We start from the raw sequence: 14,271 nt of genomic DNA, 5'->3' as shown, positions 1-14,271 counted from the left end.
CCCGCCGTTCCCTGTCGCTAGGCGGCCAGGCCGAGCACCCGGAACACGAAGGCGTATTCCAGAGCGACGTCGCGCAGCGCCTGGTAACGGCCGCTCATGCCGCCATGGCCCGCGCCGAACTCGGTCTTGAGCAACAGCAGTGGAGCCTGCTCGGTCCGCCGCTCGCGCAGCCGTGCCACCCACTTGGCGGCTTCCCAATACTGCACCCGGGTGTCGTGGTAACCCGCTACCGCCAGGATGGCCGGATAGGCCTGGGCCTTCACGTTTTCATAGGGCGCGTAGCCGGCGATACGCTCGCGGACCTCGGGCTCGTTCGGATCGCCCCATTCGTCGTATTCGGTGACGGTCAGTGGCAGGTCCGGCTTGAGCATGGTGTTGAGCACGTCGACGAAGGGCACCTCGGCGATCGCCGCGGCATAGAGCTCGGGGCGCTGGTTGAGCACCGCGCCGATCAGCAGGCCACCGGCGCTGCCCCCACTGATGACCACCTGCTGCGGAGTGCTCAGGCCCTCGGCCAGCAGATGCTCGGTACAGGCGATGAAGTCGTCGAAGGTGTTCTGCTTGTGCTCCAGCTTGCCGCTGCGATACCAGGCCTCGCCCAGCTCGCCGCCACCGCGCACATGGGCGATGGCGAAGCGCACGCCGCGATCCAGCAGGCTCAGGCGCGCATGGGAGAACCAGGGGTCGAGGCTATGGCCATAGGCACCGTAGCCATAGAGGTAGAGCGGGGCACTCGGCGGCAGGTCGCGTCGACCGACCAGGCTGATGGGGATGCGCGTGCCATCGGCGGCAGTGGCCCAGAGGCGACGGCTTTCATAGGCATCGGCGTCGAAGGGGCCTTCCACCGGGACCTGCTTGAGCACCCGCTGGCTGCCGCTGGCCAGGTCCAGTTCGCGGATCTCGGCGGGGCGATTGAGCGCCTCGTAGCGCAGGCGCATGACCGGACTGTTGAATTCCAGCACGTCCATGGCGTCGAGGCTGTAGACCTGGTCCGGCAGGTCGACGCGGTAGGGCGCCTGGCCGTAGGGCCGTACCTCGAGGATCGGCAGGCCGGCCGTGCGCAGGCTCAGGACCAGGGCCTGGGCGCCGAGGCTGGCATCCTCCAGCATCACCTCGGGATCGTGCGGCACCAGCAGCTGCCAGTGCGACCGCGTGGGGCTGTCCTCGGCGGCCTGGTACAGGGCGAAATTGATGCCGTCCTGGTTACTGCGGATGTACCAGCCATCGACGCCATGGTCGGGGAAGTATTCGTGGCCTTCGGCGCGCGGCGCCAGGCAGACGAAGGCCTCGTCCGGGCGATCCGCATCCAGCACCCAGGCTTCACTGGTGGTCTTGCTGTGGGAGAGCAACAGCAGCTTGCGCTCGGAGCTGGAACGATAGCAGCCGAGGAAGAAACGCCCGTCGGTCTCGTGGAAGACCAGCTGCGGCTCCGCCTCGCCTAGGTGATAGCGATAGAGCTTGTGCGGCCGATGGGACTCGTCGCGCTCGCCGAAGAACAGGGTGCGGCTGTCGTTGGCCCAGGTCAGGCTGCCGTCGCATTCGTCGAAGGGCAGCTCGGTCACCTCGCCGCTGGCCAGGTCCTTCACATAGAGTCGGTAAGTTTCGTCGCCGACCTGGTCGAGGCTGTAGGCCAGCTTGGTCTGGTCCGGGCTGATGGTGAAGCGACCGACGGACAGGAAGCCGCCATCGGCGATGGCGTTGCCGTCGAACAGCAATTCCTCGGTTGCGGGATCCGGCGTCAGGTCGCCCTCGGCCGGCCGCCGGCACCGATAGTTGCGACCATATTCGTCACCGGCCTGGGTACGCTGGTAGTAGAGGTAGTCGCCGCGCGGCACCGGCAGGGACAGGTCCGTCTCGCGGATGCGCGCGCGGATCTCCTCGAACAGCTGCTCGCGCAGGGCGGCCTGGGGCGCCAGCTGGGCTTCGAGATGGGCGTTCTCGGCTTCCAGGTGCGCCAGCACCTCGGGGGCGTCACGGTCTTCCAGCCAGACGTAGGGATCGTCGCCAGGGGCGCGGCGGGCAATGGGGGCTTGGGTCATGCGGGCTCCTTGGGCGCCGCGCAAGATCACGCGGGCGGGGCAAAACCGCTATCATAGGCTTCCCCTTCCCGCTATCGCCATGGATCGCAATGACCGAGCAAGAGTACCTGATCGCCTGGGCCGTCTACGCCATCGCCGCGCTGCTGTTGTTGGTGGTGTCTTTCAAGGCCACCGGCTGGCTCTGGCGCTGGTTGCGCGAACCCATCCGCCTGGTGGTGGCGGTGCTGCTGGTGACGCCCGCCCTGGTGGATGCCGAACACGGCCTCTATGCCCCGGCGATCGCCGTGACGGTGCTGGACCTGGTGTTCAAGGTCGGCAACAGCGCCTGGTCGGCGGTGGCCAACCTGGCCGCGGCCGGCAGCATCGGCGTGGTGCTCTATCTCGTCTTCGTCCTGGTCCGCTGGCTGTACCGCCGTTCCCATCCGCTGCCCGCGCCGGTCGCCACCGCTGCGCCCTCGGATCAGCCGCAGCCGGACGCCGCGGCGCCCGTCGAGCGCCGCGAGCCCCGCGGCCGCAGCGAGCGCGTCGAGCCGCGCCTCTAAACCAGGCTTGCGCGCGAGACGTCGTACCTGCAGCATGATCGGCATGGGCAGCGGCTGCAGCCGCGGTTGAACGAGCAGCCAACCCGGAGGAACGGACATGTGTGAATTGCTGGGCATGAGTGCCAACGTGCCCACGGATCTGGTCTTCAGTCTCCAGGGCCTGATGCAGCGCGGCGGCCGTACCGGTCCGCACCGGGACGGCTGGGGCGTGGCCTTCTACGAGGGCAGGGGTCTGCACCTGTTCAAGGATGCCTTGCCGGGTTCAGACTCGGAGGTGGCCAAGCTGGTCCAGGGCTACCCGATCAAGAGCCATACGGTGATCGGCCATATCCGCCATGCCAATGTCGGCGCCGTCAACCTGGCCAACACCCATCCCTTCGTGCGCGAACTGGGCGGACGCTACTGGAGCTTCGCCCACAATGGCCAGCTGCAGGATTTCCGTCCCGAACCGCGCTTCTACCGCCCGGTCGGCGACACCGACAGCGAGACGGCCTTCTGCAGCCTGCTGGACCAGGTCCGCGAGCGCTTCCCCGAACCCGTGCCCGTGGAGATGCTGCTGCCGCAGCTGGTGAACGCCTGCGACAGCTTTCGCAAGCAAGGCGTCTTCAACTGCCTGCTCAGCGATGGTGACTGGCTGTTCAGCTTCTGCACCACCAAGCTGGCCCATATCACGCGCCGCGCGCCCTTCGGGCCGGCCCATCTGCGCGATGCGGAAATCCACATCGACTTCAAGGCCGAGACCACCCCGGATGACGTCGTTACCATCATCGCCACCGAACCCCTGACCTCCGACGAGGTCTGGACCCTGCACCAGCCAGGGGAATGGCATCTCTGGTGGAATGGCGAGATCGTCACCCAAGGCCGCGTCTAGACAGGAACCCACCCCGCGATGCTGCGTAGCTATATCCGTCTGCTGTTGTTCACCCTGGCCTTGCTGGTGGGGGTGCAGATTCCTGGCTTCATGCTCGACTACGAGCAGCGCGTGGATGCCCATCGCCTCGAATCCGACCAGGCGCTGAGTGGTTTCCGCCGCACCGCGCAGCAGTATTTCGAAGGCAGTCTCGACAACCTGCTGGCCCACTACCAGGCCAGCGAAGACCCAGTGTTTCGCAGCGATGCCGATAGCCTCGGCGTGCTGATCAGGCGCAACGCGCTGTTTAACGAAGAGTGGCAGGCGCTGCAGGGCCCCTGGTACGAGCGAGCCTGGCACATCCTGGTCCGCCCCAATCCCGAGCTGCGTGACGAGACCCTCGGGCAGTACCGCTACCAGGTGGTGCTCACTCCGGCAGCCATTGCCTGGGGCGTGGGGCTGGGTCTGGCCCTGGCCGTCACCGTGGAAACCCTGGCGCTTTGGCTTTCCATCCTGCTTTATCCGCGGCGGCCGGCACGGCGTCTTTCCTAGGTCTTCAAAAAAATTTCACGTTTTCAGGCGTTTAGCTGAAAAAAGGGCTTGACGCTCACCGCTCGCGCTGTAGAATGCGCACCCACAGCAGGCACGTAGCTCAGTTGGTTAGAGCACCACCTTGACATGGTGGGGGTCGTTGGTTCGAATCCAATCGTGCCTACCAAACAAAACCCGCACTGCTGGCGGGTAACGAAAAAGGGCGATCCGAGAGGATCGCCCTTTTTCGTTTGGGGTTTGATTGGAGTGGCAGCGGTGGGGCTTCAGATGGGTCCCGGCGACGTACTGCTCGGCCTGGCCCTGGCCTTTGCCTCAGCGAAGGCGAAGCGCTAGGCGTCTCGCTGCTGGGCGGTCATCGGCCACGTGAGCGCAACGAACGCCATCCCGCCACCCACCAGCAGTAGCGCTGCACTCAGGCTCCAATGCTGCGCGACGAAGCCGATCGTGGCCGGACCAATGAGAATGCCGGCGTAGCCGATGGTGGTGATAGCTGCAATGGCGTGGCTTGCAGGCATCCGGGTCTGCCGTCCGGCGGCACTGAAGAGCACGGGGACGATGTTGGAAGCCCCGAGGCCAACCAGTAGAAAGCCTGCGAAGGCAAAGGGCTGGGTGGGTGCCAGGACCGCCATCAGGAAGCCTGCCGCGGCGAGCAGGCCGCCGCCTACGACCACTTTCAGGCCGCCCAGCGTCTTCACGATCCAGTCGCCGGTCAGGCGGCCAATGGTCATCGCCAGCGCGAATACCGTGTAGCCGAAGCCGGCCTGCGCCGGGTCGACGCCATGCGCATCGATCAGGAACAGGGCGCTCCAGTCCAGGATCGCGCCTTCGCCGAGAAAGATCAGAAAACAGAGCAAGCCGATGAAGGTAACGATCCCGCGCGGCAGCGTGAACAGGGGGGTATGCCCGGCGTCATGATTGCCGTAGGGCAGCAAGCCCTTGATTGAAGCCGCGAGTAGAACGATTAGCAGCGCGCTGAACACCAGGGTCGCCATCAGCGGTTGGATTCCGGCCCCCAGCAGAACGCTCATGCCGCCGGCGCCGACGATCCCGCCGACACTGAACAGGCCGTGGAAGCCGGACATCATGTTGCGACCGCTGTCCTTTTCGACCATCACGGCCTGAATGTTGATCGCGACATCCAGCGCGCCAACGCTGGCCCCGAACAGGGCCAGGGCTATGGCCATGCCGAAGATCGAATCGGCGACGGCAAGCAGCGGCAGCACCAGGGCGAGTGCCACCGAGCTGGTCGCGATCACCGCGCGACATCCGAAGCGGCTGGCGAGGATGCCGACGATGGGCATCGCGACAATGGATCCCAGGCCCAGGCAAAGCAGGAGAAGGCCGAGCGTCGAATCATCGGCGCCGATCCTTGCCTTGGCGACGGGTACCAGGGGTGCCCACGCGGCCATGGCAGAACCCGCGATGAGGAAGCCAGCGCGAGTCGCCCATTGCTCGATCGCTCCCGAAGGCTGTTGGGCGGCGATTTGCACGTGTTGCATTGGACAGGCTCCGGAAAAAGGTGACAGTAGGGGTGATCACACCTCTTACCAGTGTTAGCTGATCATGCATGATTAAGCAAGAATACGCATAACCGTGCATTGCATGGCTGTATACGATGAGCGCGAAGGCCATGCCTGATCCGAATGGGTTAGCCGCTGGCTGACATCGAGGGATCGGCAGGGCTTGCGAACGCTGCCTGCGGGGAAGGGGTGAGGGCCTATGCGAATTTGTGGGCGGAGCGGAGCTTCACCATGGCGAAAGGCCCAAGTGCAGTCGCACACCGACGGCCGCTGCTGCAGCGGCATTCCCTGTCCGGCGCCTTGAAATTCAAGCGCCGGCGGCTGTGGGACAGGTCTCGCTGAGGCTTGTGCGGGAGGCGTATGGTTGAGGTCAGCTGGACCTGGTAACAACATCCGCATCGGTGGCGGGTTATGGAAAGGGGCGATCCGAGAGATCGCCCCTTTCGTGTTTGCCTGCTCCGCACGCTGGGATCGAGGCGGACTTGCTGGGTATCGGGTCGTTCAACAGGGCGACCCTGCGATCGCCCTGTTGCCCCTGCCAAGCCATCAGCTGCTCGGGGTAACGGTCTCGGTGAAGGAGCCTGCCGGCTGCAGCCCATGCTTGTTCGCCGTGAAGTCCAGGGCCGTCGAGGCGTAGCGTACGCCGTCCTGAACCTGCTTGAGCGTCAGGTTGGCCTCATAGAACTTGTCGCTGGCCAATTGCTTGGCCGCCTGGTCGACGTCCGTCATGGTCTGCTTGAGCGGTGCCAGGGCGATGGCCGTGTCGATATCCACATCGGCCAGGCGCAGGGTCTCCGCAGCACCCTTGGCGTCGCCATGCTTGAGTTTGTTATTGGCATCGGCCACTGCCTTAACTTTCTGCGGGCTGGCCATGTAACTGTCCTGTACTACGGTATCGCCCCAGATCGGTAGCCAGGACGTTACGGTAGTGCTGGTATCGGCCTTGCCCTGATTATCCTTGACCTGCAATTCGCTCGCGGCTTTTTTCAGGGCAGTATTATCCGATTGTGCAAGTTTGAGTGCCTGTTGGGCGTCCTTGACATGGGAAACCGCTTGCTTCGTTTGCCCCTGGAAGAGTTCCAGGCGTGCGGCGGAGATGTCGGTGAAGGCCCGTTGCCCCTGGGTCGACAGGGCCTGGAAGCTGCCCAGCTCGTTTGCCGAGGGGCCTTGGTTCGCGGCGAAGGCCGCGGATGAGCAGGCGGCTACGATGGCGACGACCAGCAGGCTGCTTGCCAGTTTCTTCTTGACGTTCATTTGCTGCCTCCAGCGGGATATGCAATTGAAGTGAAGGTTATCGCTCAGGTACCAGAACGAAGTTACTTGGTGCCTGGGGTCGATATTCCACCGTATCTCTTAACAACCAATTAATGCGGGAAGGGGTTTTCTTGAATAGCGGCTGAACAACTTCCTGTGTTGTTCGGCGATATAGGAAAGAGGATGTTTGTCTGGAGCGAGTAATGTGCCTGATCGAGCGAAAGTCGTTGTCTGGACGTGGAGGTGGGTTTGCTTTAGGGCCGGGTAGGCGGCATCCCGCCAGGGGTGTGACCTCGCGCCTCGGTCGTGGTGGTCCGGCTTTTCACGTAGACTGGCGGACGATTTTTTCCAGGGGCCGCCAGACGATTCGCCGCAGGCGCGTGAGGGGCCCGGCACAGCGAGGAGCAGGCGATGACTCAGGGTGGCGAAGGGCGGCAGATCGGCAAGGGTGGCTGCCTGGGGTTGATCCTGCTGTCGATCCTGTTCGCGGTGGTGGTGTTCGGCTCCATCATCTATGTCTATCGCCACAATGCCACGCCGACCAACAGGGCCAACGAGCAGCAGGCCATCGACCAGTGCCTGGCCCGCGCCAATGCCCCGGAAACCACTCCGGCCGATCGGCAGGCGCTGATGGAGAACTGCCAGGAAATGCAGAAGCAGTTCCTCAAGAAGTACCCCGACGCCGCGCGCTGAGAGGGTGAGAGTCATTGGCGCGGTTGCGCCAGGTGGCCGTTTCTGAAAGGATTTCCGTCCCAAAACTTCCAGTGATCCTTTCGCGTCGCCCGGAATGCCTTGCGGCCCTGCCACTGTGCGGCGGGATTTCCAGCGATGCGGCTGCTTACTGGCCAATCCCACCATGTGGCCCTTGGTATGGGTCACCACTGAGTTGAGGAGGCGCCATGCCTGTCATTACTCTCCCCGATGGTAGTCAACGTCCGTTCGACAAGCCCGTCACCGTCGCCGAAGTCGCCCAGTCCATCGGCGCTGGCCTGGCCAAGGCCACCATCGCCGGCCGTGTCGACGGCCAGCTGCGCGATGCCAGCGATCTCATCGAGCAGGATGCCAACCTGCAGATCATCACCGCCAAGGACGAGGACGGCCTGGAGATCATCCGCCACTCCTGCGCCCACCTGGTCGGCCATGCGGTCAAGCAGCTGTTCCCGACCGCCAAGATGGTCATCGGTCCGGTCATCGACGAAGGCTTCTACTACGACATCTCCTTCGAGCGTCCCTTCACCCTCGACGACCTCTCGGCCATCGAGACGCGGATGCGCGAGCTGATCGACCGCGACTACGACGTCATCAAGAAGATGACCCCGCGCGCCGAGGTCATCGAGGTGTTCAAGTCCCGGGGTGAGGACTACAAGCTGCGCCTGATCGACGACATGCCCGAGGAGCAGGCCATGGGCCTGTACTACCACGAGGAATACGTCGACATGTGCCGGGGCCCCCACGTGCCCAACACCCGCTTCCTCAAAGCCTTCAAGCTGACCAAGCTGTCCGGTGCCTACTGGCGCGGCGACTCCAAGAACGAGCAGCTGCAGCGCATCTATGGCACCGCCTGGGCCGACAAGAAGCAGCTGGCCGCCTATATCCAGCGCATCGAGGAAGCCGAGAAGCGCGACCATCGCCGCATCGGCAAGCAGCTCGATCTCTTCCACCTCCAGGAAGAGGCGCCCGGCATGGTGTTCTGGCATGCCAATGGCTGGACCATCTACCAGGTGCTCGAGCAGTACATGCGCAAGGTCCAGCGCGAGCACGGCTATCAGGAGATCAAGACGCCCCAGGTGGTCGATCGTATCCTCTGGGAGCGCTCGGGGCACTGGTCCAACTACGCCGAGAACATGTTCACCACGGCCTCGGAAAATCGCGACTTCGCGGTCAAGCCGATGAACTGCCCCTGCCACGTGCAGGTGTTCAACCAGGGTCTGAAGTCCTACCGTGACCTGCCGCTGCGCCTGGCCGAGTTCGGTGCCTGCCACCGCAACGAGCCCTCCGGCGCCCTGCACGGCATCATGCGCGTGCGCGGCTTCACCCAGGACGACGCCCACATCTTCTGCACCGAGGAGCAGGTGGAGAAGGAAGCGGCCGACTTCATCAAGCTGACCCTGCAGGTCTACGCCGACTTCGGCTTCACCGACGTGATCATGAAGCTGTCCACCCGGCCGGCCAAGCGCGTCGGTTCCGAAGAGCTGTGGGACCGCGCCGAGAAGGCCCTGGCCGATGCGCTGGATGCCTCGGGTCTGGACTGGGAATACCAGCCGGGCGAGGGCGCCTTCTACGGGCCGAAGATCGAATTCACCCTCAAGGACTGCCTGGGCCGCAATTGGCAGTGTGGTACCCTGCAATACGATCCGAACCTGCCCGAGCGTCTCGACGCCAGCTACATTTCCGAGGACAATAGCCGCCAGCGTCCGGTCATGCTGCACCGCGCCATCCTCGGTTCCTTCGAGCGCTTCATCGGCATGCTCATCGAGCACTATGCCGGTCTGTTCCCGGCCTGGCTCGCCCCGACCCAGGCGGTGGTGCTCAACATCACCGACAAGCAGGCCGATTTCGCCCAGCAGGTCGTCGGCGAATTGAACGCTGAGGGCTTCCGCGCCAAGGCCGACTTGAGAAACGAGAAGATCGGCTTTAAAATCCGCGAGCATACTTTGCTCAAGGTTCCCTATCTCCTGGTTATTGGAGACCGGGAGGTTGAGACACGATCCGTTGCCGTGCGTACCCGTGAAGGCGTTGACCTGGGCTCCATGCCCATCGAGCGTTTCCGCGAGCTGCTCACGCAAGCGGTTTCCCGGCGTGGCCGGCAAGAATCGGAGTAATCACTATCAAGCAGCGTGACATGAGACAAGACAAGCGAGCCGCACCTCGGGCACCGATCAACGAAAATATCACCGCCCGGGAAGTTCGCCTTATTGGCGCCGATGGTCAGCAAGTAGGCATCGTCTCCATCCAGGAGGCCCTGCAGGCTGCCGAAGACGCCAAGCTGGATCTGGTGGAAATCACCGCCGACGCCGTACCCCCGGTCTGCCGGATCATGGACTACGGCAAGCACGTCTTCGAGAAGAAGAAGCAAGTCGCGGCGGCGAAGAAGAACCAGAAGCAGGCTCAGGTCAAAGAAATCAAGTTTCGTCCAGGGACGGAAGAAGGGGATTACCAGGTAAAACTACGCAACCTGGTACGTTTCCTAACCGAGGGGGACAAGGCCAAGATCTCGTTGAGATTCCGCGGCCGGGAGATGGCCCACCAGGAGCTGGGCATGGAGCTGTTGAAGCGGGTCGAAGCCGACCTCGTCGAACACGGCACCGTTGAGCAGCATCCTAAGATGGAAGGACGTCAACTCATCATGGTCATCGCCCCCAAGAAGAAAAAGTAACTACCAGGGCACTGGCAGGCCTTGCAGTTATGCGTAATCACTCAATGCGGAGTATCCGAACATGCCAAAGATGAAAACCAAGAGCGGCGCTGCGAAGCGCTTCATGAAGACTGCTGGTGGTATCAAGCACAAGCACGCTTTCAAGAGCCACATCCTGACCAAGATGACCACCAAGCGTAAGCGTCAGCTGCGCGGTACGTCGCTGATGCATGCATCCGACGTCCAAAAGGTCGAGCGCATGCTGCGCCTTCGTTAATCCTGGTCAAGAATCTAGAGGAAATTACTCATGGCTCGTGTTAAGCGTGGCGTCATCGCTCGTCGCCGTCACAAGAAAATCCTGAAGCTCGCCAAAGGCTACTACGGTGCCCGTTCGCGCGTCTTCCGCGTCGCTAAGCAAGCGGTAATCAAGGCAGGCCAATACGCCTACCGCGACCGCCGCCAGAAGAAGCGTCAGTTCCGCGCTCTGTGGATCGCTCGTATCAACGCTGGTGCTCGTATCAACGGTCTGTCCTACAGCCGTCTGATCGCCGGCCTGAAGAAAGCGGCCATCGAGATCGACCGTAAGGTACTGGCCGATCTGGCCGTGAACGAAAAAGCGGCGTTTGCTGCGATTGTCGAGAAAGCTAAAGCTTCGCTGGCTTAAGCCCCCCGGCAATCTCGCGCTTCGTGCGCGAAGCAACGTTATCGATAGGGGAAGAGCCTCATAGCTCTTCCCCTATTTTGTATCTGGAGTCCCTAGATGGAAAACCTGGATGCGCTGGTCTCCCAAGCCCTGGAGGCCGTGCGGCACACCGAAGACACCAATGCCCTGGAACAGCTCCGGGTCAATTACCTGGGCAAGAAGGGTGAGCTGACCCAGATCATGAAGACCCTGGGCCACCTCACGGCGGAGGAGCGCCCCCAGGCCGGCGCCCTGATCAACGCCGCCAAGGAACGTGTCCAGGACGCAATCAACAGCCGCAAGGCGACGCTGGAGCAGGCCGCGCTGGCCGCTCGCCTCGCCGCGGAACGCATCGACGTGACCCTGCCCGGGCGCGGCCAGGCCTCCGGTGGCCTGCATCCCGTCACCCGTACCCTGGAGCGCATCGAGCGTCTGTTCGCCAATATCGGCTATGGCGTCGCCACCGGTCCCGAGATCGAAGACGATTACCATAACTTCGAGGCGCTCAACATCCCCGGCCACCACCCGGCGCGGGCGATGCACGATACCTTCTATTTCAACGCCAACATGCTGCTGCGCACCCACACCTCGCCGGTGCAGATCCGCACCATGGAGAGCCAGCAGCCGCCGATCCGCATCATCTGTCCGGGGCGGGTTTATCGCTGCGACAGCGATCAGACCCACTCGCCCATGTTCCATCAGGTCGAAGGCCTGGTGATCGACGAGGAAGTCAGCTTCGCCGATCTCAAGAGTACCCTGGTGACCTTCCTGCGCGAGTTCTTCGAGGAAGAGCTGGAAGTCCGCTTCCGTCCCTCCTACTTCCCCTTCACCGAGCCGTCGGCCGAGGTGGATATCCGCCGCCCGAGCCGTGACGGCGAACCGGCTTCGCGCTGGCTCGAGGTACTGGGTTGCGGCATGGTCCACCCCAACGTCCTGCGCATGGCCGGCATCGATCCGGAGAAGTACCAGGGCTTCGCCTTCGGCATGGGTGCCGAGCGCCTGGCCATGCTGCGCTACGGGGTCAACGACCTGCGCCTCTTCTTCGACAACGATCTGCGCTTCCTGGCGCAATTCCGCTAGCTGCCAGACGGGAGTCCTATGAAATTCAGTGAACAATGGCTGCGTAGCTGGGTGAATCCCGCGGCTACGCACGAGGATCTGGTTGCCCGGCTGTCCATGGCCGGCCTGGAAGTGGACGGCGTCGAAGCGGCGGCTGGTAGCTTCCAGGGCGTCATCGTCGGCGAAGTGGTCTCCGTCGAGCGCCATCCCGATGCCGACAAGCTCAACGTCTGCCAGGTGAGCAACGGCCAGGAGTCCTTCCAGGTGGTCTGCGGCGCGCCCAATGTGCGTGCGGGCCTCAAGGTGCCTTTCGCCACCGTCGGCGCCACCCTGCCGGGTGACTTCACCATCAAGAAGGCCAAGCTGCGCGGCGTGGAATCCCACGGCATGCTCTGCTCGGCCAGCGAACTGCAGATCAGCGACGACAACAGTGGCCTGCTGGAACTGCCGGCCGCTGCGCCGGTGGGCGAGAGCCTTCGCAGCTACCTGCAGCTGGACGACGCCATCATCGACGTCGACCTGACGCCGAACCGTGGCGACTGCCTGTCCATCGCCGGCCTGGCGCGGGAAGTGGGTGCCCTGTACAACGCCACCGTCGAGCCGCTGCAGGTCGAGCCGGTAGCGCCCGTGCACCAGGAGACCCGTGAGGTCGAGGTGCTGGCTCCCCAGGCCTGCCCGCGCTACCTGGGTCGTGTGGTCAAGAACGTCGACCTGTCCCGCCCGACCCCGGACTGGATGGTCGAGCGCCTGCGCCGCAGTGGCGTGCGCAGCATCGACGCCGCCGTCGACGTCACCAACTACGTGATGCTCGAACTGGGTCAGCCCATGCATGCCTTCGATCTGGACCAGATCAAGGGCGGCATCCGCGTACGCCTGGCCGATGCCGGCGAGCGGCTGGTGCTGCTGGACGGCCAGGACATCGAACTGCGCAACGACACCCTGGTGATCGCCGACCACGAACGCGCCCTGGCCATCGCCGGCGTCATGGGCGGCGAGCACAGCGGTGTCGCCGCCGGTACCCGTGACCTGTTCCTGGAAAGCGCTTTCTTCGACACCATCGCCGTGGCCGGCAAGGCCCGTTCCTATGGCCTGCACACCGATTCCTCGCACCGCTTCGAGCGCGGCGTGGACTTCGAGCTGGCGCGCAAGGCCATGGAGCGGGCAACCCGCCTGCTGCTGGACATCGTCGGCGGCGAACCGGGTCCGGTCATCGAGGCGGTGAGTACCGAGCACCTGCCGCAGGTCGAGCCGATCCTGCTGCGCGCGGAGCGCATCGAGCGCGTCCTGGGTCTGACCCTGGACGATGCCCAGGTCGAGCGGCTGCTCAGCGGCCTGGGCCTGGCCGTGGCCCGCCTGGAAGCCGGTCGCTGGCAGGTAGGCGTGCCCAGCCACCGTTTCGACATCAGCATCGAAGTGGACCTGATCGAAGAGCTGGCGCGCCTCTATGGCTACAACCAGCTGCCGATTCGTTTCCCCCAGGCGCGCCTGGCGCCGCAGCCCCTGCCCGAGAGCAAGGGCGAGCTGAGCCAGCTGCGTCGCCTGCTGGTGGCTCGCGGCTACCAGGAAGCCATCACCTACAGCTTCATCGACGAGAAGACCTTCCGTCTGTTCGCCCCTGAGGCGCAGCCGGTGATGCTGGCCAATCCCATCTCCACCGACATGGCCGCCATGCGCTCGTCGCTGTGGCCGGGTCTGGTCAAGGCTGTGCAGTACAACCTCAACCGTCAGCAGGACCGCGTTCGGCTGTTCGAGTCGGGTCTGAGATTCGTCGGTCAGCTGGAAGGCCTGGTGCAGGAAAATGTCCTGGCGGGCGCCGTCTGCGGTTCGCGCCTGCCGGAGAGCTGGTCGTCCGGCCGTGAGGCGGTGGACTTCTTCGACGTCAAGGCCGATGTCGAGGCGCTGCTGGCCCAGTCTGGTGCAGGTTCTGACTTCCGCTTCGTGGCGGGTGAGCATCCGGCCTTGCATCCGGGGCAGACCGCGCTGATCGAAAGGGCAGGGCAGCCGGTGGGCTACCTGGGTGCCCTGCATCCGGAAGTGGCGCGCGAATTGGACGTGGATCGCCCGCTATTCCTCTTCGAGCTGGCGCTGGATGCCCTGACCACTGGCAGTCTGCCGCGCTTCGGCGAGCTGTCGCGCTTCCCAGAAGTGCGCCGTGACCTGGCGCTGGTGGTGGACGAAACCGTCGCCGCTGGCGACCTCCTGGCCGACATCCGCGAAAACGCCGGAGAAGGCCTCAAGGAGCTGCGTCTGTTCGACGTCTACCAAGGCAAAGGTATTGATCCGCATAGAAAAAGCGTCGCCATCGGCTTGACCTTGCAACATCCATCGCGCACATTAACCGATGAAGAAGTCAACGAAACGACGCAGAAAATCCTCGTTTCTCTGGAAAGAAGGTTCAACGCCACGTTAAGGAAATAG

13 protein-coding genes and 1 tRNA gene are annotated in these 14,271 nt (G+C 63.8%); 11 read left to right on the top strand and 3 right to left on the bottom strand.

Features of this window, described 5'->3' with window-relative positions; genetic code table 11:
• Positions 1-17 precede the first annotated feature (17 nt).
• Entirely contained in the window at positions 18-2,039 is a 2,022-nt protein-coding gene (locus ACYJP6_RS04200) for a S9 family peptidase (RefSeq protein ID WP_459473641.1), read from the bottom strand.
• Positions 2,040-2,128: 89 nt separating this feature from the next.
• Here ACYJP6_RS04200 and ACYJP6_RS04195 point away from each other — a divergent pair, with 89 nt between their 5' ends.
• The 4 genes from ACYJP6_RS04195 (at position 2,129) to ACYJP6_RS04180 (ending at position 4,149) form a co-directional block, all read left to right on the top strand.
• Entirely contained in the window at positions 2,129-2,581 is a 453-nt protein-coding gene (locus ACYJP6_RS04195) for an MFS transporter (protein ID WP_459473640.1), read from the top strand.
• Positions 2,582-2,678: 97 nt separating this feature from the next.
• Complete coding sequence (locus ACYJP6_RS04190) at positions 2,679-3,452, top strand: class II glutamine amidotransferase (protein WP_459473639.1); 774 nt, start codon at positions 2,679-2,681, stop codon at positions 3,450-3,452.
• A gap of 18 nt (positions 3,453-3,470) precedes the next feature.
• Entirely contained in the window at positions 3,471-3,983 is a 513-nt protein-coding gene (locus ACYJP6_RS04185) for a DUF2937 family protein (protein WP_459473638.1), read from the top strand.
• Positions 3,984-4,072: 89 nt separating this feature from the next.
• Positions 4,073-4,149 (top strand) — tRNA-Val (locus tag ACYJP6_RS04180).
• 163 nt (positions 4,150-4,312) lie between these two features.
• Here ACYJP6_RS04180 and ACYJP6_RS04175 read toward each other — a convergent pair.
• On the bottom strand, positions 4,313-5,482 hold the full coding sequence (locus ACYJP6_RS04175; RefSeq protein ID WP_459473636.1) for an MFS transporter: 1,170 nt from the start codon (positions 5,480-5,482) through the stop codon (positions 4,313-4,315).
• A gap of 567 nt (positions 5,483-6,049) precedes the next feature.
• Positions 6,050-6,757, bottom strand: coding sequence for a YfdX family protein (locus ACYJP6_RS04170; RefSeq protein ID WP_459473634.1), 708 nt, complete (start codon positions 6,755-6,757; stop codon positions 6,050-6,052).
• Positions 6,758-7,168: 411 nt separating this feature from the next.
• Between ACYJP6_RS04170 and ACYJP6_RS04165 the strand changes: the two genes are divergently transcribed.
• From ACYJP6_RS04165 to pheT, 7 genes are all read left to right on the top strand, one after another.
• Positions 7,169-7,450: a hypothetical protein gene (locus ACYJP6_RS04165; protein WP_459473632.1), complete on the top strand. Its 282-nt coding sequence runs from the start codon at positions 7,169-7,171 to the stop codon at positions 7,448-7,450.
• Positions 7,451-7,656: 206 nt separating this feature from the next.
• A complete protein-coding gene (gene thrS, locus ACYJP6_RS04160; protein ID WP_145005234.1) occupies positions 7,657-9,579 on the top strand; it encodes a threonine--tRNA ligase in 1,923 nt (640 codons plus the stop codon).
• Between the two features lie 20 nt (positions 9,580-9,599).
• Positions 9,600-10,133, top strand: a complete 534-nt coding sequence (gene infC / locus ACYJP6_RS04155) for a translation initiation factor IF-3 (RefSeq protein WP_145005237.1) — start codon at positions 9,600-9,602, stop codon at positions 10,131-10,133.
• 61 nt (positions 10,134-10,194) lie between these two features.
• On the top strand, positions 10,195-10,389 hold the full coding sequence (rpmI, locus tag ACYJP6_RS04150; RefSeq protein ID WP_058762411.1) for a 50S ribosomal protein L35: 195 nt from the start codon (positions 10,195-10,197) through the stop codon (positions 10,387-10,389).
• Between the two features lie 30 nt (positions 10,390-10,419).
• Entirely contained in the window at positions 10,420-10,776 is a 357-nt protein-coding gene (rplT, locus tag ACYJP6_RS04145; protein WP_007159199.1) for a 50S ribosomal protein L20, read from the top strand.
• 96 nt (positions 10,777-10,872) lie between these two features.
• On the top strand, positions 10,873-11,874 hold the full coding sequence (gene pheS, locus ACYJP6_RS04140; protein ID WP_017638834.1) for a phenylalanine--tRNA ligase subunit alpha: 1,002 nt from the start codon (positions 10,873-10,875) through the stop codon (positions 11,872-11,874).
• An 18-nt stretch (positions 11,875-11,892) separates the two neighbouring features.
• Positions 11,893-14,271, top strand: a complete 2,379-nt coding sequence (gene pheT / locus ACYJP6_RS04135; RefSeq protein ID WP_459473629.1) for a phenylalanine--tRNA ligase subunit beta — start codon at positions 11,893-11,895, stop codon at positions 14,269-14,271.

This window comes from Pseudomonas sp. No.117 (assembly GCF_054558395.1).
This window is presented reverse-complemented; position numbering and strand designations above follow the sequence as displayed.